The sequence below is a fragment of the Microbacterium sp. genome (assembly GCF_047606685.1).
Taxonomy (GTDB): Bacteria; Actinomycetota; Actinomycetes; order Actinomycetales; family Microbacteriaceae; genus Microbacterium.
In genome coordinates, this window is the sequence record NZ_JASGEC010000038.1 from 13,549 (window position 1) to 31,626 (window position 18,078).

The 18,078-nt window shown below is 72.0% G+C and carries 19 protein-coding genes; 12 read left to right on the plus strand and 7 right to left on the minus strand.

Going from position 1 to position 18,078, the window contains the following annotated elements; translation table 11 throughout:
• Positions 1–202: 202 nt before the first annotated feature.
• The 7 genes from QM611_RS03985 to QM611_RS04015 all read left to right on the plus strand — a co-directional run bounded on the left by QM611_RS03985 (position 203) and on the right by QM611_RS04015 (position 6,748).
• A complete protein-coding gene (locus QM611_RS03985; RefSeq protein WP_415078606.1) occupies positions 203–1,060 on the plus strand; it encodes a fumarylacetoacetate hydrolase family protein in 858 nt (285 codons plus the stop codon).
• 125 nt (positions 1,061–1,185) lie between these two features.
• The gene (locus QM611_RS03990; protein ID WP_415078607.1) at positions 1,186–1,764 is read left to right on the plus strand and encodes a glucose-6-phosphate isomerase family protein; all 579 of its coding nucleotides are present in this window, start codon (positions 1,186–1,188) and stop codon (positions 1,762–1,764) included.
• Between the two features lie 9 nt (positions 1,765–1,773).
• Positions 1,774–3,252 carry a xylulokinase gene (gene xylB / locus QM611_RS03995; RefSeq protein WP_415078608.1) on the plus strand — a complete coding sequence of 493 codons (1,479 nt, stop codon included), beginning with the start codon at positions 1,774–1,776 and terminating at the stop codon, positions 3,250–3,252.
• Positions 3,249–4,202 carry a phosphoglycerate dehydrogenase gene (locus tag QM611_RS04000; protein ID WP_415078609.1) on the plus strand — a complete coding sequence of 318 codons (954 nt, stop codon included), beginning with the start codon at positions 3,249–3,251 and terminating at the stop codon, positions 4,200–4,202. The genes xylB and QM611_RS04000 overlap by 4 nt, the downstream gene beginning before the upstream one ends.
• Before the next feature lie 13 nt (positions 4,203–4,215).
• A complete protein-coding gene (locus QM611_RS04005) occupies positions 4,216–4,872 on the plus strand; it encodes a bifunctional 4-hydroxy-2-oxoglutarate aldolase/2-dehydro-3-deoxy-phosphogluconate aldolase (RefSeq protein ID WP_415078610.1) in 657 nt (218 codons plus the stop codon).
• Positions 4,872–5,789: a shikimate dehydrogenase gene (locus tag QM611_RS04010; RefSeq protein WP_415078611.1), complete on the plus strand. Its 918-nt coding sequence runs from the start codon at positions 4,872–4,874 to the stop codon at positions 5,787–5,789. The genes QM611_RS04005 and QM611_RS04010 overlap by 1 nt, the downstream gene beginning before the upstream one ends.
• On the plus strand, positions 5,786–6,748 hold the full coding sequence (locus QM611_RS04015) for a phosphotriesterase (RefSeq protein ID WP_415078612.1): 963 nt from the start codon (positions 5,786–5,788) through the stop codon (positions 6,746–6,748). The genes QM611_RS04010 and QM611_RS04015 overlap by 4 nt, the downstream gene beginning before the upstream one ends.
• 52 nt (positions 6,749–6,800) lie before the next feature.
• Here QM611_RS04015 and QM611_RS04020 read toward each other — a convergent pair whose 3' ends face one another.
• The 3 genes from QM611_RS04020 to QM611_RS04030 all read right to left on the minus strand — a co-directional run bounded on the left by QM611_RS04020 (position 6,801) and on the right by QM611_RS04030 (position 10,461).
• Positions 6,801–7,796: an ABC transporter substrate-binding protein gene (locus QM611_RS04020; protein WP_415078613.1), complete on the minus strand. Its 996-nt coding sequence runs from the start codon at positions 7,794–7,796 to the stop codon at positions 6,801–6,803.
• A gap of 134 nt (positions 7,797–7,930) precedes the next feature.
• Positions 7,931–8,959, minus strand: a complete 1,029-nt coding sequence (locus tag QM611_RS04025; RefSeq protein WP_415078614.1) for an ABC transporter permease — start codon at positions 8,957–8,959, stop codon at positions 7,931–7,933.
• Positions 8,956–10,461 carry a sugar ABC transporter ATP-binding protein gene (locus tag QM611_RS04030; RefSeq protein WP_415078615.1) on the minus strand — a complete coding sequence of 502 codons (1,506 nt, stop codon included), beginning with the start codon at positions 10,459–10,461 and terminating at the stop codon, positions 8,956–8,958. The genes QM611_RS04025 and QM611_RS04030 overlap by 4 nt, the downstream gene beginning before the upstream one ends.
• A 135-nt stretch (positions 10,462–10,596) precedes the next feature.
• Here QM611_RS04030 and QM611_RS04035 point away from each other — a divergent pair, with 135 nt between their 5' ends.
• Complete coding sequence (locus tag QM611_RS04035; RefSeq protein WP_415078616.1) at positions 10,597–11,466, plus strand: sugar phosphate isomerase/epimerase family protein; 870 nt, start codon at positions 10,597–10,599, stop codon at positions 11,464–11,466.
• Positions 11,467–11,504: 38 nt separating this feature from the next.
• Here the strand turns inward: QM611_RS04035 and QM611_RS04040 are convergent, their stop codons facing one another.
• Genes QM611_RS04040 through QM611_RS04050 form a run of 3 tightly spaced genes read right to left on the minus strand, consistent with a single transcriptional unit; the run spans position 11,505 to position 14,188 of the window.
• Positions 11,505–11,924: an RbsD/FucU family protein gene (locus tag QM611_RS04040; protein ID WP_415078617.1), complete on the minus strand. Its 420-nt coding sequence runs from the start codon at positions 11,922–11,924 to the stop codon at positions 11,505–11,507.
• Between the two features lie 10 nt (positions 11,925–11,934).
• A complete protein-coding gene (locus QM611_RS04045) occupies positions 11,935–12,912 on the minus strand; it encodes an aldo/keto reductase (protein ID WP_415078618.1) in 978 nt (325 codons plus the stop codon).
• A complete protein-coding gene (locus QM611_RS04050) occupies positions 12,893–14,188 on the minus strand; it encodes an enolase C-terminal domain-like protein (protein WP_415078643.1) in 1,296 nt (431 codons plus the stop codon). The genes QM611_RS04045 and QM611_RS04050 overlap by 20 nt, the downstream gene beginning before the upstream one ends.
• A gap of 109 nt (positions 14,189–14,297) precedes the next feature.
• On the opposite strand from QM611_RS04050, the gene QM611_RS04055 reads away from it, so the two are divergent.
• Positions 14,298–15,077, plus strand: a complete 780-nt coding sequence (locus tag QM611_RS04055) for an SDR family NAD(P)-dependent oxidoreductase (protein WP_415078619.1) — start codon at positions 14,298–14,300, stop codon at positions 15,075–15,077.
• A gap of 1 nt (position 15,078) precedes the next feature.
• Here QM611_RS04055 and QM611_RS04060 read toward each other — a convergent pair whose 3' ends face one another.
• Complete coding sequence (locus QM611_RS04060; RefSeq protein WP_415078620.1) at positions 15,079–15,924, minus strand: amidohydrolase family protein; 846 nt, start codon at positions 15,922–15,924, stop codon at positions 15,079–15,081.
• A gap of 17 nt (positions 15,925–15,941) precedes the next feature.
• Between QM611_RS04060 and QM611_RS04065 the strand changes: the two genes are divergently transcribed.
• From QM611_RS04065 to rbsD, 3 genes are read left to right on the plus strand one after another with little or no spacing between them, the layout of a single operon-like run.
• Positions 15,942–16,634, plus strand: coding sequence for a FadR/GntR family transcriptional regulator (locus QM611_RS04065; protein WP_415078621.1), 693 nt, complete (start codon positions 15,942–15,944; stop codon positions 16,632–16,634).
• A 58-nt stretch (positions 16,635–16,692) separates the two neighbouring features.
• Positions 16,693–17,676 carry a ribokinase gene (locus QM611_RS04070; protein ID WP_415078622.1) on the plus strand — a complete coding sequence of 328 codons (984 nt, stop codon included), beginning with the start codon at positions 16,693–16,695 and terminating at the stop codon, positions 17,674–17,676.
• A complete protein-coding gene (rbsD, locus tag QM611_RS04075) occupies positions 17,673–18,077 on the plus strand; it encodes a D-ribose pyranase (protein WP_415078623.1) in 405 nt (134 codons plus the stop codon). Before QM611_RS04070 ends, rbsD begins: the two co-directional genes overlap by 4 nt.
• Position 18,078 lies beyond the last annotated feature (1 nt).

Here is an 18,078-nt window from a genome sequence, read left to right on the forward strand (position 1 = left end):
TGCTGACCCCGTTCATCCGCGCTGTCGAGTTGCCGCGTTCTGCGCCCGGTCGCGCGTTTCGCGGCAACCGAACGCGGCTGGACCGCCCGCACCTCGGCCCAGTTGCCGCGATGCGCGGCGCGACGCGCGTTTCGCGGCAACTCAACGGGCTCAGTATCGTGAGTGCGGACGCGATCGCGCCTCGCGCGGGGAAGGGATGCCGATGGAGTTCATGCGACTGGGGCCCGCGGGCGCCGAGCGGCCGTTCGTGCGGGACGACGCGGGGGTCGTGCGCGACCTGTCGCCTGTCGCCGCCGACATCGACGGCGCGTTCCTGGCCGCCGACGGCATCGCGCGGACGCGTGCCGCGCTGGAGGAAGGCGCGCTGCCCGAGGCGGATGCCGCGGGGCTGCGGATCGGGCCGCCCATCGCCCGTCCGTCGGCGGTGGTGTGCATCGGCATGAACTACGCCGCGCACGCCGCCGAGTCTGGCTCGGCTCCGCCCGAGCATCCCGTCGTGTTCTTCAAGCATCCCAACACCGTCGTCGGGCCCGACGACGACGTGCTTCTTCCCCCCGGCGCCGAGAAGGTGGACTGGGAGGTCGAGCTCGCGGTGGTCATCGGCAAGCCCGCGCGCTATCTCGCCTCTCCCGAGGCCGCCGCCGACGTGATCGCCGGCTACACGGTGTCCAACGACGTGTCCGAGCGCGCGTACCAGCTCGAGGTCTCGGGCGGGCAGTGGTCGAAGGGCAAGTGCTCCGAGACCTTCAACCCGCTCGGCCCTGTGCTTGTGCCGGCCGACGAGGTCGACCCGCAGGCGCTGCGGCTGCGCTCGGCCGTCAACGGCCAGCCGCGCCAGGACTCGTCGACGGCCGACATGGTCTTCCCCGTGCTCGAGCTGGTGTGGAACCTGAGCCAGTACATGGTGCTCGAGCCCGGCGACGTGGTCAACACGGGCACGCCGCAGGGTGTCGCGCTGTCGGGGCGGTTCCCGTACCTCGCCGACGGCGACGTCATGGACATCGAGATCGAGGGCCTGGGCGCGCAGCGCCAGTCGGTGCGCCGCGCCGCGCGCGGCTGACGCGCGGCATCAGGCCGTGCTGGCGCCATCCACGCGACCCGCCCGCGCTGGACGCGACCTGTAGTGACAGCTAGACTCACCTGTTATTACAGGCCCCGTGACAGAGCCGTCGAGGAGACAGACGCGTGCCAGAGTTCTTCGCCCCTCCCATCGCGCCGTTTGCGATCCAGTTCGACGCGCAAACGGCCACGCTGAGCCCGGAAGGGCCGACTCTCACCCGCCGGATGAGCGACCTGGAGGGCCTCTTCCTCGACCACGAGGCGTGGGCCGCGTCGGCGGCGGGCGACAACCCCGTCGTCTACACCGTCGTGAGCAGCCCGGTGCCCGAGACCGACCGCGAGCTGCCGCAGTCGATCACGACGATCCACGCGGGCGCGACCGGCGGCGAGCTGTGGATGACGAAGGGACACCAGCATCCCGACCACCAGGGCGAGATCTACCTCGCGCTGCACGGCCGCGGCGGACTGCTCATGTTCGACGGCGAGCGCACCGAGTGGCTTGACATGCTTCCCGGCACGATCGGCTACATCCCGCCGGGCTGGGCGCACCGCTCGGTCAACGTCGGCGACGAGCCCTACTCGTTCCTCGCCGTGTACCCGGGCGTCGCCGGCCACGACTACGGCTGGGTGCTCGAGCACGGGATGGGCCTGCGCGCCTACCGCGGCGCCGACGGAGGCTTCGACCTGCGGCCGTACAACGGCTGAGGGGCGACCGTGATCATCGCCCACGACCTCGGCACGACGGGGAACAAGGCGTCGCTGCACCACGAGGACGGGCGCCTCGTCGCCTCCGTGACGGTCGGGTACCCGGCGCACTTCGCGACCGGAGGCGTCGCCGAGCAGAACCCGCACGACTGGTGGGACGCCGTCGTCGGCGCGACGCGAGCGCTCGTGGCGAAGTCGGAGATCGACCCGCGCTCGGTCACAGGCCTCGTCGTCAGCGGCCAGATGATGGGAGCCGTGCTGCTGGATGCCGCAGGCGAACCCGTGCGCCCCGCCATCATCTGGGCCGACACGCGCTCGGCCGCCCAGGAGCGCGAGCTGGCGGCCGCGATCGGCGAGGAGCACGCGTACCGCGTGCTCGGCCACCGGCTGAACCCGACCTACTCGGTCGAGAAGGTCATGTGGGTGCGCGACAACGAGCCCGAGGCGTGGGCGCGGGTGCGCTCGTTCTGCGTCGCGAAGGACTACATCGTGCTGCGTCTGACCGGCCGTCTCGCCACCGACCGCTCCGACGCGTCGGGCACGAACGCGTACGACCAGGCGGCCGGCGCGTGGTCGTCGGACGTGCTGGATGCCGCGCGGCTCGACCGCGCGCTGTTCCCCGAGATCGTCGACTCGGTCACGGTCGTGGGAGCCCTCCTCCCGGCGGCGGCCGACGCCCTCGGGCTGTCGGGCGACGTGCGCGTCGCGATGGGCGGTGGGGACGGGCCGATGGCGGCCGTCGGCTCGAGCGTCGTCGCGCCCGAGGACGGCGCGTACGTGTGCCTGGGCACGTCGTCATGGATCTCGTTCGCCAGCGCCGCGCCGCTCCACGACCCCGCCATGCGCACGTTCACGTTCGACAACGTCGTTCCCGGCAGCTTTGTGCCCACCGCGACGATGCAGGCCGGCGGCGCATCGGTGCAGTGGATCGCCGAGGCGCTCTCCGCCGACCCGCGGCATCCCGACACCGGCGCGCTCGCCGACGCGGCCGACGCCGTCGACACCGACGGCCTGTACTTTCTGCCGTACCTCCTCGGCGAGCGCTCGCCGCTGTGGAACCCCGACGCGCGCGGCGCGTTCGTCGGCCTCGGCCGGCACCACACGCGCGCGCACCTCATGCGGGCCGTGCTCGAGGGCGTCGCCTTCAACCTGCTCACGTGCATCCACGCGTTCCGCGCCGCCGGGGCCGCGATCGACCGCATCGACGCCGTCGGCGGCGGCGCGCAGAGCGACGTCTGGCTGGGCCTGCTCGCCGACGTGTGGGGCGTGCCGGTGCGGCGCCGCTCGGTCGTCGAGGAGGCGAACAGCCTCGGCGCCGCCGTGACCGGAGCCGTCGCGTTCGGCGTGGCCGACTTCGCCGCGGCACGCAGCCTCAGCGAGGTGACCGCCGAGTTCGTGCCCGACCGCGCGCGCCACGCCGAGTACGCGAAGCGGCACGCGCGGTTCCGCGCCGCGTACGACTCGCTGGAGGGGTGGTTCGGGGGATGAGCGTCATCCTGGTCACGAGCCGGTCGTTCGGCGACGGCGAAGCCGACCTGCACGCGCGCGTCGCCGCCGCGGGGCACGAGGTCGTGCGCGGCCCGTCGCACCACGCCCTCGACGAGCTCGCGCCGCTGCTGGCCGGCGCCGACGCCTGGGTCGCTGGCACCGGGCCGGTGACCGCCGAGCACCTCGCCGCCGCCCCGCGGCTGAGGATCGTCGCGCGCTACGGCGTCGGGGTCGAGGCTGTCGACATCGAGGCGGCGACCCGCCGCGGCGTGTGGGTCGCCAACACGCCGGGCGCGAACGCCGACGCCGTCGCCGACCACGCGGTCGGGCTCATGCTCGCCGCGCTGCGCCACACGGTCGACGGCGACCGGCGTGTGCGCCGTGGCGACTGGTCGGTGCGCCGCGGCCGCGAGCTGGGCGCACTCGCCGTCGGCATCGTCGGCTTCGGCCGCATCGGGCAGGGCGTCGCCCGCCGCGTGAGCGGATTCGGGTCGCGCGTGCTCGCGGCCGACCCCTTCCTCCCGGCCGAGCGGTTCGCCGACCTCGGTGCGACCGCGGCGACTCTCGACGACGTGTTCCACGAGTCCGACCTCGTCACGCTGCACGCGCCCGGCGGCCAGCTCGTGGCCGACGCCGCCCGGCTGGCCCTGCTGCCGCCCGGCGCCGTGCTCGTCAACACCGCGCGCCCCGACCTCGTCGACGAGGACGCCGTGGCGCGCGCCCTGCGCTCGGGCGCCCTTGGCGCGTACGCTGCCGACGTGCTGCAGGGCGACACCGCCGGCCACGACAGCCCGCTCCTGGCCGACGACCTCGCCGATCGGGTGGTGGTGACCCCGCACCTCGGCGCGCAGACCGTGCAGGCCGTCGACAACATGGGAACGCTCGCGCTCGACAACGCGCTCGCAGTCCTCGCCGGCGACCCGCCGCCGAACCCCCTGAACGAGGTCTAGACCCGGAGGCACCATGACGACACTTCCGTCGACCCTCGACGCGGCGCGGGCCGCCGGCGTCCTGGCCGTGCTGCGCGCTCCCAACGCGGCGTCCGCTCTCGACGCGATCGCCGCGCTCGTGCGCGGAGGCGTGACGGGCATCGAGGTGACGTACTCGACGCCCGACGCGGCCGACGTCATCGCGGAGGCGCTGCGGCGCCATCCCGACGCCTACGTCGGCGCCGGCACCGTCACGACGCCCGCGCAGGCGCGGGAAGCCGCCGACGCGGGCGCCGCGTTCCTCGTGAGCCCCGGCACGACCGCGCAGGTCGCCGAGGCGATGCGCGCCACCGGCGCGGTCTCGATGACGGGAGCGCTCACCCCGAGCGAGGTCATGGCCGCCACGGCGCTCGGCGTCGACGTCGTCAAGGTGTTCCCCGCGTCGCTGGGCGGCCCGGCGTACTTGAAGGCGCTGCGCGGGCCGTTCCCCGACATCCCGCTCATGCCGACCGGCGGCGTCACACCGCGCAACCTCGCCGAGTGGTTCGCCGCCGGCGCGATCGCCGTGGGCGCGGGCGGCGACCTGGTGCCCGGCGCCGCGCTCGCCGCCGGCGACCACGCCGAGATCGAGCGCCGTGCCGCGCTGTTCGCCCGGGCGCTTCGAAGCGTGCGCGAAGGAGAGGATGCCTGATGGCCGCCGACTACATGGGATTCGTCGGCGTCAGCACCGCGGCGTCGTCGATCAACGCCGTCTTCCCGCTGTGGGCCGGCATCCTCGGCCTTCCCACCGACCGGCTCGTCGGCCACGACCTGCCGCTGGACGCGACGCGCGAGCAGTATCGCGCGATGGTCGAGCAGATCCGCGACGACGAGCACCATCGCGGCGCGCTCGTGACGACCCACAAGATGAACGTGTACGCCGCGGCATCCGACCTGTTCGACGACCTCGACGACTTCGCCGTCTCGTGCCGCGAGATCTCCAGCATCTCCAAGCGCGGCGACCGGCTCGTCGGCCAGGCGAAAGACCCGATCACGGTCGCCAGCTCGCTCGACGACTTCCTGCCGGCGGGGCACTTCGCCGCCACCGGCGCGGAGGTGCTGATCCTCGGCGCCGGCGGGTCGGGCACGGCGCTGAGCTGGGCGCTCGCCGAGCGCGCCGAGCAGCCGGCCCGAGTCACCGTGACGGCCCGCAACGACCACAAGCTCGACGACTTGCGCGCCATCCACGACCAGCGCGGCACGCCGGAGGGGCTCATCCGCTACGCGCGCGTCGGGTCGCCCGACGAGTCCGCCGCGCTCGTCGCGTCGCTGCCGCCCGGGTCGGTTGTCGCCAACGCGACCGGCCTCGGCAAGGACCGCCCCGGCTCTCCGCTGCCCGACGGCGTGCGGTTTCCCGACGCGGGCTTCGCGTGGGAGTTCAACTACCGCGGGTCGCTGGAGTTCCTGCACCAGGCCGTGGCCGACGCCGAGCGCCACGCGCTGACGGTGGTGGACGGCTGGCGCTACTTCATCCACGGCTGGTCGCAGGTCGTCGCCGACGTCTTCGACCTGCGCCTCACCCCCGAGCTCGTCGACGAGCTCGCGGCCGCGGCGGCGACCACGCGATGATCCGCACGGTGCTGGGCGACGTCGCCCCCGAGACGCTCGGCGCGACGAACTACCACGAGCACCTCTTCCAGGTCTCGCCGCTGCTTCCCGGCGACGAGCTCGACGACGAGCAGGCGTCCACGCGCGAGGCGGCGGCGCTGCGCGACAGCGGCTTCGCCGCGATGGTGGATGCCACGCCGCTGGGCCTCGGCCGCGACGCCGAGGCGATCGCCCGGGCGAGCGCGACGACGGGGCTGAGGGTCGTCGCCACGACCGGGCGCCACCGCGAGGCGCACTACGCGGCATCCCACCCCCTGCGCGAGTGGGGGATGGCCCGGCTCACCGAGCGGCTGGTCGCCGACGTGCGCGACGGGATGCCGCGCGACGAGCCGGCCGTGTTGCGCGGCGACCACAGCGCGGTCGCCGCGTCGCCGTCGGGTCCCCCCGTGCGGGCCGGGCTGCTCAAGGCCGGCATCGACTACTGGCGGATCTCTCCGTTCGAGCACGAGACGCTCGACGCCGTGGCGGCCGCGCACGTCGCGACGGGCGCTGCGGTCATGGTGCACCTCGAGTTCTGCACCGCTGCGCACGAGGTGCTCGATCTGCTCGCCGACGGCGGCGTCGCGCCGCACCGGGTCGTGCTCGCGCACGCCGACCGCGACCCCGACCCCGGCCTGCACGCCGAGCTCGCCGCCCGCGGCGCGTATCTCGGCTACGACGGGTTCGCCCGCCCGCGCACCCGCAGCGACGCCGAACTGCTCGAGCTCGCCGAGCGGGTCGTCGCGCTCGGCGCGGTCGGGCGCGTCGTGCTGGGCGGGGACGTCGCGCGCCGCACGCGCTACGTCGCGTACGGAGGGATGCCGGGGCTCGCGTACCTCGGCGAGCGCTACCTGCCGCGCCTGCGCGAGCGCCTGGGCGAGGAGATCGTCGCCTCCATGCTCACGGCCAACCCCGCGCGCCTGCTCGATCTGCCCGGGTGACGCAGAGCGCCCCTCGCCGGACGGCGAGGGGCGCTCTGGCGCGGAGGCGCTGTTACTCGTACAGCACCGCGGCGATCTCCGGGTCGTCGATGTTGGTCTTGTCGTACCAGTACGAACCGGTGTCGATGAACTCCTCGACGGTCTCGCCCTTGGCCAGCTTGTACGCCGACTCCACGACAGACTTGCCGATGCCGATCGGGTCCTGCGTGATCGCGCCGGCCATCGTGCCGTCCTTGATCGCGTTCACCTGCGCGGCGCCGGAGTCGAAGCCGACGATCGTGACCTTGCCCGGCTCCAGGCCGAGCTCCTTGACCGCGTTCACGACGCCGATCGCCGAGCCCTCGTTGGTGCCGTAGATGCCCTTGAGGTCGGGGTGCGCCGCGAGCATCGCCTTGGCGATGTCGGCCGACTTCAGGTGGTCGCCGTCGCCGTACTGGATGTCGACGATCTCGATGTTGGGGTGGTTGTCCTTCATCTCGTTGACAAAGCCGTCGCGGCGCTCGACACCCGTCGAGTTGATCTGGCTGTGGCCGACGATCGCGATCTTGCCCGAGTCGCCGATGAGCTCGGCCATGTGCTGTGCGGCCAGCGCGCCCGCCTTCAGGCTGTCGGTCGCCGACAGGTTGGCGCCGTAGTCGCTGTCGCACGGGGCGTCGAACTGCGCGATCGGAATCTTCTTCTCCTCGGCCTGCTCGTAGAGCGGGATGCACGCCTCGGGGTCGAGCGCCGCGTAGCCGATGGCGTCGGGCCCCTTGTCGATGGCCGTCTGCAGCATCTGCAGCTGGGCGTCGACCTCGGTCTCGGCGGCCGGGCCTTCGAAGGTGATCTCGACGCCGAGCTCTGCCGCCTTCTCCTCGGCGCCCTTCTTCACGGCCTGCCAGAACTGGTGCTGGAAGCCCTTCGAGACGAGGGCGATGTACATCTTGTCGCCGGACTCGGTGCCAGCGCCGCCCTCGCCCGTCTCGCCGCCGCTTTGCGCGCAGCCGGCGAAGACGAGCGCCGCCGCTGCAGCGGCCGCGACGATCGCGGCCCTTCTGCGATACCTCATGTGAACTCCATTGCTCTGTGTGGGCCGACGTCAGTCGGCTGTGGGTTGGACCTTTTTGGTGTTGTGTGCCCTCGACGGGCCGTGCGGCCCGTGTCGGCGCCGGGCACTGTTCGCGCCGACAGGTCTGTGTCGCGTCAGGTCTTCGACCGGTTGCGCAGCGAGTCGAAGAAGACGGCGATCAGGATGACGATGCCGGTGACGACGTTCTGCCACTCGGTCTGGATCGACATGATGCGCAGGCCATTGATCAGAACGCTCATGATGAGCGCGCCGATCACGGTGCCGAGGATCGAGCCCCGGCCGCCGAGCAGCGACGTGCCGCCGATGATCACGGCCGCGATCGCCTGCAGTTCGTACCCGAGCCCGAGCTGCGGCTGCGCAGAGTCCAGGCGCGCGGCCAGCACGACGCCGGCGATGCCGGTGAAGGCGCCCGCGAACATGTAGATCAGGATCTTCCAGCGGCGCGTGTTGACCCCTGACAAGCGCGTTGCCTCCTCGTTGGAGCCGATCGCGAACGTGAAGCGGCCGAGCAGCGTCTTGTTCAGCACGAGGAAGGCCACCAGCGCCAACGCGAGGGTGATCAGCACCGCGTTCGGCAAGCCGGGGATGAGCGTTCCCAGCGCGATCTGCTTGAAGTCGGGGGCCGAGCCGGAGAAGTAGATCGGCGCGACGCCCGAGATGATCAGCGCGAGGCCCTGCGCGATCATCATCATCGCGAGGGTCGCGATGAACGGGGGCAGGTTCAAGAACGTGATGTTCAGGCCGTTGATGAGCCCGATCACCACTCCGGTCAGGACGCCGCCGATCACGCCGATCCACATCGGCAGCCCCATCTTCGTGATGAAGACGCCCGTCATGACCGCGCACAGCGTCATGCCGGTTCCGATCGACAGGTCGATCCCGCCCGTGATGATCACGAAGGTCGTGCCCAGGGCGAGGATGCCGATCACGGCGGTCGCCAGCAGGATGCCGGAGATGTTGCTCCACGTGAAGAAGTTCGGCCCGAAGATCGAGAAGAACACGATCAGGACGATGAGCGTCCCGAACGCCAGCGACTGCTGGAGCTGGCGCTTGAGAAGCCCGACGATCCCTCCGGACGAGGAGTCCTCCTCGACGGCCTGCTGAATGACCGTCGTCGTCGACGGTCCCTGAGGGCTGCTCATTCGTCTTCCTCTCCGTGTGCGGCGAACTGCATGATCTTCTCCTGACTTGCTTCCTCGTTGCGCAGCGTCCCCATGATCCGCCCGTTGGCCATCACGACGATGCGATTGGCGACGCGCAGGATCTCGGGCAGCTCCGACGAGATGACGATGATCGACTTCCCGTCCTCGGCCAGCTGCTGCATGACGCGGTAGATCTCCTCCTTGGCGCCCACGTCGATGCCGCGCGTGGGCTCGTCGAAGATCAGCACGTCGCAGTCGCGCAGCAGCCACCGCGCGATGACGACCTTCTGCTGGTTTCCGCCGGAGAGGAGCTTGACGATCTGGTTGATCGAGGGGGTTTTGACCCGCAGGGTCTTGACGTAGTCCTTGGTCTTGCCCTTGGCCTTGCCGTCCGACATCCAGCCGATCGCGTTGGCGTAGCGGCTCAGCGAGGCCAGCACGGTGTTGAACGTGACGTCCTGCTCGAGCATGAGACCGAGGAGCTTGCGGTCCTCGCTGAGGTAGCCGATGCCCAGCCGCACGGCGTCGGCCGGCTGCTGGATGCGCACCTCGCGCCCGGCCACCGAGATCGTGCCGCCGTCTCGGGGGTCGGCCCCGATGAGCGCCCGCGCGGTCTCGGTGCGCCCCGCGCCCATGAGGCCCGCGAAGCCGAGGATCTCGCCCTTGTGCAGCTGGAACGAGACGTCTTTGAGCAGCGCCTTCGTGGTCAGCCCTTGCACGTCGAGCACGACCGGGTCGTTCTGGTGCTCGCGCGCCGTCGGGCGCGCTCCCTCGTCGATGGGCCGGCCGACCATCATCTCGATGATCCGGGGGACGTTGATCTCCTCCTTGGTCAGCGACCCGATGTAGGTGCCGTCGCGGATGACCGTGACCCGGTCGGCGAGCCGGCGCAGCTCGTCCATGCGGTGCGAGATGTAGACGATGCCGGTGCCCCGGGCGCGCAGCTGGTCGATGAGCGTGAACAGCGTCTCTACTTCGCTGTCGGTGAGCGCCGACGTCGGCTCGTCCATGATGAGCACCTTGGCGTTGAACGAGAGCGCCTTCGCGATCTCGACCATCTGCTGCTTGGCGACGGTGAGCTCGCCCACGAGCTGGCGCGGGTTGAGGTTGATGCCGAGCCGGTCGAGCAACTCCTTGGTCTGCCGGTTGAGCTTCGCCTCGGCCAGGAACGGGCCGGTTGTCGGGTCGCGGCCGATGTAGATGTTCTGCGCGACGGTGAGGTCGGGCATGAGGTTCAACTCTTGGTGGATGATCGTCACGCCCAGCTGCTGCGCCTGCAGGGGGCTGGTGATCTCGACCTCGTTGCCCTCGAAGGTGATCGTGCCCTCGTCCTTCTGGTAGATGCCGGAGAGGATCTTCATCAGGGTGGACTTGCCCGCGCCGTTCTCGCCGACGAGCACGAGCACCTCGCCCGCGTACACGTCGAGGTGCACGTCCTTCAGGGCCTGCACGCCCGGGAATCCTTTGCTGATCCCCTCGACTTTGAGGATGGGGTCGGTCACTGGTTCACCTGCTTCGTTGGAGGTATGGCGCGGCATCGCGGTTCAAGTTGTACTCAAATGTATCTAACACTCTGCGCCGGAGGAAAGACCTGTAATAACATCTTGATCACAGCCGCGACAACTCGAAGGAGAGCCATGCTGATCGGCGCCCACGGCCTTGTGTTCACCGGAGTCTTCGACGAGGCAGGCCTGCGCCGCGCGATCGAGGGAACCGCCGCGGCGGGATTCGACCTCATCGAGCTGCCGCTGATGGACCCCGACAATTTCGACTCGGCGCTCGCGGGGCGCCTCGTCGCCGACAACGGCCTGCAGGTGACGGCGTCGCTCGGGCTGACTGATGCCACGGACCTGACGAGCGAGGACTCCGCGGCGGTGAAGGCGGGAGAGCGGATGCTGGAGGGATGCCTCGACCACGTCGCCGCGATGGGCGGCGGCGTGCTGTGCGGGGTGATCTACTCGGCGATGCGCAAGTACATGGCGCCGACGACGCCGGCGGGCGTCGCGAACAGCCAGGCGGCGCTGGCGCGGCTCGCCGACCGGGCGCGCGAGCGCGGCATCCGCCTCTGCCTGGAGGTCGTCAACCGCTACGAGTCGAACGTCTTCAACACCGCGCGCGGCGGGCTGCGCTTTGTCGACGGCGTCGGCTCCGACAACGTCTCGCTGCACCTGGACACGTACCACATGAACATCGAGGAGTCCGACATGTGGCAGCCGGTGCTGGACGCGGGCGACCGGCTCGGCTACGTGCACATCGGCGAGAGCCACCGCGGGTACCTCGGCACCGGCACCGTGGACTTCGACGGCTTCTTCCGCGCGCTCGACCGGGTCGGGTTCGACGGCCCCGTCGTGTTCGAGTCGTTCAGCTCGGCCGTGGTGAGCGAGCAGCTGAGCAACACGCTCGGCGTCTGGCGCAACCTGTGGGAGGACTCGGACGACCTCGCCGCGCATGCCAACCGCTTCATCCGCGACGGCGTCCACGCCGTCCGCACGATCGCGATGCACTAGCGCCCCGCCTTCCATTCTGCGAGCGAACAGCACGACAGTCACGCGGAGGGGTGCCCGACCACGCCCTTGCGCAGCAGCGCGTTGCCGTACTTCCGGGTCTCGCCCGTGCGCACGATGACGAACGCGGCTCGCGCGAGGTCGTAGTAGTCGAAGCGGTCGACGAACCGCGTCGCCGCCTCGTCGGCGCCGGCGGCCGCCATCAGCTCGCGCTGCACGTCGAGCACCGCGCCGTCGGCCGACGCCATCAGGTCGAGCGCCGGCGCGTCGTCGAGGGGCACGACGGTGCGGATCGCCGCCAGCACGTCGGGCGTCGTCGTGCCCGGCAGCGTCACGAGCCGTGAGGCCACGGCGGCGGCGGGGAAGTGCGCGTCGGCGACCACGACCGCGTCGGAGTGGCCCATCTCGTCGAGGTGCCGCAGCAACTCGCCGGTCAGCAGCGGGTGGATTCCTTCGAGCATGCGGGGTCCTTCACTTTTCGGGGTCGGCGGGGATGAGGCCGGTGGCGGCGAGCTCGCGCCACAGCGCGTCGGGAATCGGCGCGGCCATGAGCTCGGCGTTCTGCCGCAGTTGGGCCGGGCGGCTGCCGCCGACGACGACCGAGCGCACGAGGTCGTCGCGCAGCGTGTACTGCAGGGCGGCGGCCGGCAGCGGCACGCCGTGCGCGTCGCACACCGCGATGACGCGGGTGAGCCGCTCCCACAGCTCGTCGGGCAGTCGGCCGTACTCGTAGCGCCCGTCGCGGCTCGGCCGGGCGCTGGCGAGCAGGCCCGAGTTGAAGACCGACGCGGTCACGACGTCGGTGGATGTCGCGCGGCACGCGGGCAGCGCGTCGGCGGCCGCCGGCTGCTCGAGCAGCGTGTAGCGGCCCGCGATCATGGCGACGTCGAGGTCGGCTGCCTCCACCGTCGCGGCGATCGCCGCCGTCACCATCGAGCCGACGCCGACCGCGCCGACGCGGCCCTGCCCGCGCAGCGCGACCAGCGCGGGCAGCGCTTCGGCGATCGCCCGGCCGAGGTCGTGGCGCTCGGGGTCGTGCAGGTAGACGATGTCGAATCGGTCGAGGCCCGTCCGCTCCAGCGACTCGTCCACGCTCGCGCCGATGCCCGCCGCCGAGAAGTCCCACACGCGCCGCAGCGCCGCCGGCACGTGGAAGTCGTTGTCCAGGTCGAGCTCGCCGTCGTGGTCGGGGTTCGGCCGCAGCAGGCGGCCGGCCTTGGTCGAGACGACGTACTCGGCCCGCGGCTTCGTGCGCAGGAAGGCCCCGAGCCGCTGCTCGGAGAGCCCGAGCCCGTAGTGCGGCGCCGTGTCGAAGTAGCGGATGCCGCACTCCCACGCCGCCTCCAAGACCTCCCAGGCCTCGTCGTCCGTGAGCGGGCGGAAGAGATTGCCGACGTTGGCGGCGCCGTAGCCGAGCGCCGTCAGCCGGTCAGGAGGCCACACGCGCACCCTGCCGTTCGTGCGCCGCGCGGCTGGCGGCCCGCATCTCCATGCCCGCCCCCGGGGCGAGCGGGGCCTGGTACGCGCCGTCGCGGACGACGGTGGGGTTCACGAAGTGCTCGTGCAGGTGGTCGACGTACTCGATCACCCGGCCCTTCTTCGTGCCGCTCACGGCGACGAAGTCGAACATCGACAGGTGCTGCACCGCCTCGCACAGGCCGACGCCGCCGGCGTGCGGGCACACCCGCACGCCGAACTTCGCCGCCAGCAGCAGGTTGGCGATGTTCTCGTTGACGCCCGCCACGCGCACCGCGTCGATCTGCACGACCTCGATCGCGCGCGCCTGCAGCAACTGCTTGAAGACCACGCGGCTCTGGGCCATCTCGCCCGTGGCCACCGGCACCGGCGCGACCGCGCGCGCGATCTCGGCGTGGCCGAGCACGTCGTCGGGGCTTGTCGGCTCCTCGATCCACGCCGGGTCGAATTCGGCGAGCGCTCTCACCCAGGCGATGGCCTCGGCGACCTCCCAGCGCTGGTTGGCGTCGATCGCGATCGGGAAGCCCGCCCCGCACACCTCGCGGGCGATGCGCAAGCGCCGGATGTCGTCGTCGAGGTTGGCGCCGACCTTGAGCTTGACCTGCCCGAACCCGTCGGCCACGGCCTCGCGGCACAGCCGGGCGAGCTTCTCGTCCGAGTAGCCGAGCCATCCCGGCGTGGTCGTGTAGGCGGGGTAGCCGGTCTCGATCAGCTCCGCCTCGCGCCGCGCGCGCCCCGGCTCGGCCGCGCGCAGGATGCCGAGCGCCTCGTCGGGCGTGAGCGCGTTCGTCAGGTAGCGGAAGTCGACGAGCGAGACGAGCTCTTCCGGCGACATGCGCGCCAGCAGCTGCCACAGCGGCAGGCCGGCGCGCTTGGCCTTGATGTCCCACAGGGCGTTGACGACGGCGCCGATCGCCATGTGCATGACGCCCTTCTCGGGGCCGAGCCACCGCAGTTGCGAGTCGCCCACGAGTTCTCGCCAGATCGCGCCCATGTCATCCAGCAGCGGCTCCAGCTCGCGGTCTGCGAGGTGGTCGGCAAGCGCCGAGATCGCGCTGACCTGCACGTCGTTGCCGCGGCCGATCGTGAACACGAACGCGTGGCCCTCGATGTCGTCCTCGGCGTCGGTCACGACGCGCACGTACGCGGCGGAGTAGTCCGGGTCGGGGTTCATCGCGTCAGAGCCGTCGAGGCTGAGCGACGTGGGAAAGCGGATGTCGCTGGTTTCCAGACCGACGATGCGGGTCACGGCGAGCCCCTTCTGCGCGGCGACAGCCGACGAACCATCGCAGTGTAAACATCGGATGTCTATACTGTCAACGATCCCACGACGACACTCGCCGACCCGCAGGAGCAGCATGCGATCCGACCGCGACCCGGCCACCCCGGCGCAGGAGCTGAAGGGGCTCGCGGCGGTTGTCACGGGGGGCGCGTCGGGCATCGGCGCGGCGATCGCCGCGCGCCTGCACCGCGCCGGGGCGCGTGTGGCGGTGCTCGATCTCGACCCGGCAGGCGTGGACGAGCGGTTCGCCGCGTTCTGTGCCGACGTGTCCGACCGGGCGAGCGTGGACGCCGCCGTGCGCGCCGCCGCCGAGCGGTTCGGCCGACTCGACATCGTGGTCAACAACGCCGGCATCGGCGCGCAAGGCGACATCACAGCGAACGACGACGCGGAGTGGGCGCGCGTGCTCTCCATCAACGTCACCGGCATCGCGCGGGTGACCTCCGCGGCCCTGCCGTGGCTGCGCTCCTCGCCCGCCGCGGCCGTGTGCAACACGGCGTCGATCGCGGCGACCGCCGGGCTGCCGCAGCGCGCGCTGTACAGCGCGTCCAAGGGCGCGGTCGTCGCGCTGACCCGGGCGATGGCCGCCGACCACGTGCGCGAAGGCATCCGCGTCAACGCGGTGTGCCCGGGCACCGCCGACACGCCCTGGATCGGCCGACTCCTCGACTCCGCGCCCGACCCGGTGGCCGAGCGCGCGGCGCTGGAGGCGCGGCAGCCGCACGGGCGGCTCGTGACCGCCGACGAGGTGGCGGCGGCGGTGCTCTACCTCGTGAGCCCCGCGGCCGGCTCGACGACCGGAACGTTCGTCGAGGTCGACGGCGGCATGTCGGGCCTGCGACTGCGCCCGCAGTAGGTCACGCGATCCGGTAGACGCGCTCGGCGTTCGCCCACAGGATGGCGTCGGCCTCCGCCGCCGACAGGCCTGCCGTCCACTCCGCGACGCAGCGCGCCCACGTCCCGTACGGCTCGGACACCGGCCAGTCGCCGCCGAACAGCAGCCGGTCGGCGCCAAACGCGTCCAGCGCAGCGTCCAGGAACGGGCGCAGCTGCGCCGGCGCCCAGCCCCCGGCCGACTCCGCCGGCAGCCCCGACGCCTTGCAGGCCACGTTCGGCCGCTCGGCGAGGGCGCGCACATCGCGCAGCCACGCGGCATCCGGCCCCTTCGGGCGTTCCGCCGAGCCCACGGCGGGCTTGCCGAGGTGGTCGAGCACGATGCGCAGCTCGGGCAGCGCGTCGGCCAGCGCGATCACGTGCGGCAACTGGCGGTCGCGCACGCACGCGTCGAACACGAGCCCCGCCTCCGCCACGGCCTGCGCGCCGGCGCGGAACTCCGGCGTGGCCGAGAATCCGTCCGGCTCGGACTGCAGCAGCCGCCGCACCCCGACCACGAGCGGGCGGGAGCGCAGCTCGTCGAGCGCCTCCGTGACGCGCTCGCCGCGCTCGAGCGGGGCGCGGGCGACGATGCCCACGATGGCCGCGTCGGCCGCCACGGAGACGAGCCAGTCGACCTCGGCGAGGGACTGCTCGGGGGCGCACTCCGCCTGCACGGCGACGAACGCGCGGCGCTCGGCCGTCGGCGCGGCGGCCGTGGCGCGCGCGAGCTCTTCCGGCCCGAACCGCCGACGAAGCCGGTCGTCGAGCCAGTCGTACGAGAGCACGGCCGGGTCGATGAGGTGCAGATGGCTGTCGAGCACGCGCATGCGCTTAGCATGACACCGTGGCCGTGACCGACGAGGCGATCGAGAAGATCAAGGCGATGATCGCCGCCGGCGAGCTCGGGCCCGGCGACCGCCTGCCGCCCGAGAAGGAGCTCGCCGCCCGGCTGGGGCTTTCGCGAAGCTCGATGCGCGAGGCCGTCAAGGCGCTCGAGGTGATCCGGCTGCTCGATGTGCGGCGCGGCGACGGCACCTACGTCACGAGCCTCGAGCCCGGCCTGCTGCTGGAGGCCGTCTCGTTCGCCGCCGACCTGCGCGACGGCGAGTCGCTCCTGGAGGTCTTCGAGGTGCGCCGCATCCTGGAGTCGCAGGCCACCGGCATCGCCGCTGCCCGGGCGACGGGCGCCGACGTGGAGGCGCTGCAGCGCGAAGTCGACGCCGTCGCCCGCGACACGGACCTCCCGACGCTTGTCGAGCACGACATCCGCCTGCACCGAGCCATCGTCGAGCTCGCCGGCAATCGGTACTTGGCCAGCCTCACCGAGAGCCTCATCAGCCACACCGTGCGCGCGCGGGTGTGGCGCGGCGTCACCGAGGCCGGGGCCGTGGAGCGGACGCTGAGCGAGCACTCCGCGATCGTCGCGGCGATCGCGAGCCACGATGTGGAGCGGGCGACGGCGCTGGCGAGCGCGCATGTCGCCGGCGTCGAACGCTGGCTGCGCGACGCCCGCCGGCGGCCGGCGAGCCTGTCGTGACAGGCCACGGCTCCATTAGTGTGAGGGGGAACAGCGTCGTCGACCACCGGGAGGCGTGATGGCCGCCGTTTCCTCCGGACCCGACAACCCGGCCCGAACGGGAGTCGTCGTGGTCGGCAGCGTCACCGCCGACCTCACCACCTTCTCGCAACGGCTGCCGGCCCGGGGCGAGACGATCCACGGCGACGACTTCACCCTCGTGCTGGGCGGCAAGGGCGCGAACCAAGCGGTGGCGGCGGGCCTGGCGAACGCCGAGACGAGCTTCGTCGCGTGCGTGGGCAGCGACCTCTTCCACGACCTGATCGTCGACTCCCTCGCCGCAGCGGGCGTCGACATCTCGTACGTGCGCACCGTCCCCGGCCCCACCGGCATCGCGCACATCCGGGTCGACGCGTCGGCGCAGAACGACATCGTCATGGTCCCGCTGGCCAACGCGGCCCTGAGCATCGAGCAGATCGACGCGGCCCTCGACGAGCTGGCCGACACCGCCGCCGTGCTGCTGACGCAGTTGGAGACCCCCGTGGAGCCGACCATGCACGCCATCCGCTCCGCGCACGCGCGCGGCCTCGCTGTCGTGCTCGACCCTGCCCCGGCCGTCGCCCTTCCCGACGAGATCTGGCCGTCGGTCGACGTGGTCACCCCGAACGAGACCGAGGCGCACCTGCTGACCGGCGTCGAGGTGACCGACCCGGCCTCGGCCGAGCGCGCCGCGCGGTGGTTCCTGGACCGCGGCGCGGGGGCCGCGATCATCACGCTCGCCGGCTCTGGGTCTCTCTTGGCGACCCCCGACCTCGTGCGGCTGTTCCCGCCGTTCCCGGTGGACCCGGTCGACACCACGGCGGCGGGCGACGCCTTCGCCGGCTATCTCGGCGCCGCCCTCGCGTCGGGCGCCGAGCTGGCCGACGCGGTCGTGCGCGCCAACGCGGCGGGCGCGCTCACGGTGACCGCCCGCGGCGCGTCGCCGAGCCTTCCCGCCAGCGACCGGGTGGACTCCTTCCTCGCCGAGCATGCGGCATCCCTTCCGGAAAGGAGCCACCCGTGAGGCGGACGCGCACCACGATCAACCCGGCGCTCTCGCGCGTCATCAGCGAGACCGGGCACACCGACCTCATCGTCGTCACCGACGCCGGCCTGCCCATCCCGCCCGGCAGCGAGCGCATCGACCTCGCGTACCGCCCCGGCGCCCCCGCGTTCCTCGACGTGCTCGACACCGTGCTCGGCGAGCTCGTCGTCGAGGGAGCGACCGTCTCCGCCGAGGTCGCCGAGCACAGCCCGCACGTGCTGGCGGCGCTGCGCGAGCGGTTCGCCGGAATGGGGTTCGAGATCGAGCTCGTTCCGCATGTCGAGTTCAAGGCCCGCACGCGGTCGGCGCGCGCGTTCGTGCGCTCGGGCGAGTTCACGCCCTACGCGAACGTCATCCTGCACGCCGGGGTGGCGTACTGAG

Excerpts from the sequence above, each read along its gene's own strand:
- QM611_RS04040 (WP_415078617.1), bottom strand. The coding sequence starts at position 11,924 with ATGCTCGAAGGAATCCACCCGCTGCTGACCGGCGAGTTGCTGCGGCAC.
- QM611_RS04060 (WP_415078620.1), bottom strand. The coding sequence starts at position 15,924 with ATGCGCGTGCTCGACAGCCATCTGCACCTCATCGACCCGGCCGTGCTC.
- QM611_RS04000 (WP_415078609.1), top strand. The coding sequence starts at position 3,249 with ATGAGCGTCATCCTGGTCACGAGCCGGTCGTTCGGCGACGGCGAAGCC.
- QM611_RS03985 (WP_415078606.1), top strand. The coding sequence starts at position 203 with ATGGAGTTCATGCGACTGGGGCCCGCGGGCGCCGAGCGGCCGTTCGTG.
- QM611_RS04010 (WP_415078611.1), top strand. The coding sequence starts at position 4,872 with ATGGCCGCCGACTACATGGGATTCGTCGGCGTCAGCACCGCGGCGTCG.
- QM611_RS04055 (WP_415078619.1), top strand. The coding sequence starts at position 14,298 with ATGCGATCCGACCGCGACCCGGCCACCCCGGCGCAGGAGCTGAAGGGG.
- QM611_RS04015 (WP_415078612.1), top strand. The coding sequence starts at position 5,786 with ATGATCCGCACGGTGCTGGGCGACGTCGCCCCCGAGACGCTCGGCGCG.
- QM611_RS04005 (WP_415078610.1), top strand. The coding sequence starts at position 4,216 with ATGACGACACTTCCGTCGACCCTCGACGCGGCGCGGGCCGCCGGCGTC.
- QM611_RS04025 (WP_415078614.1), bottom strand. The coding sequence starts at position 8,959 with ATGAGCAGCCCTCAGGGACCGTCGACGACGACGGTCATTCAGCAGGCC.
- QM611_RS04020 (WP_415078613.1), bottom strand. The coding sequence starts at position 7,796 with ATGAGGTATCGCAGAAGGGCCGCGATCGTCGCGGCCGCTGCAGCGGCG.
- QM611_RS04070 (WP_415078622.1), top strand. The coding sequence starts at position 16,693 with ATGGCCGCCGTTTCCTCCGGACCCGACAACCCGGCCCGAACGGGAGTC.
- QM611_RS04035 (WP_415078616.1), top strand. The coding sequence starts at position 10,597 with ATGCTGATCGGCGCCCACGGCCTTGTGTTCACCGGAGTCTTCGACGAG.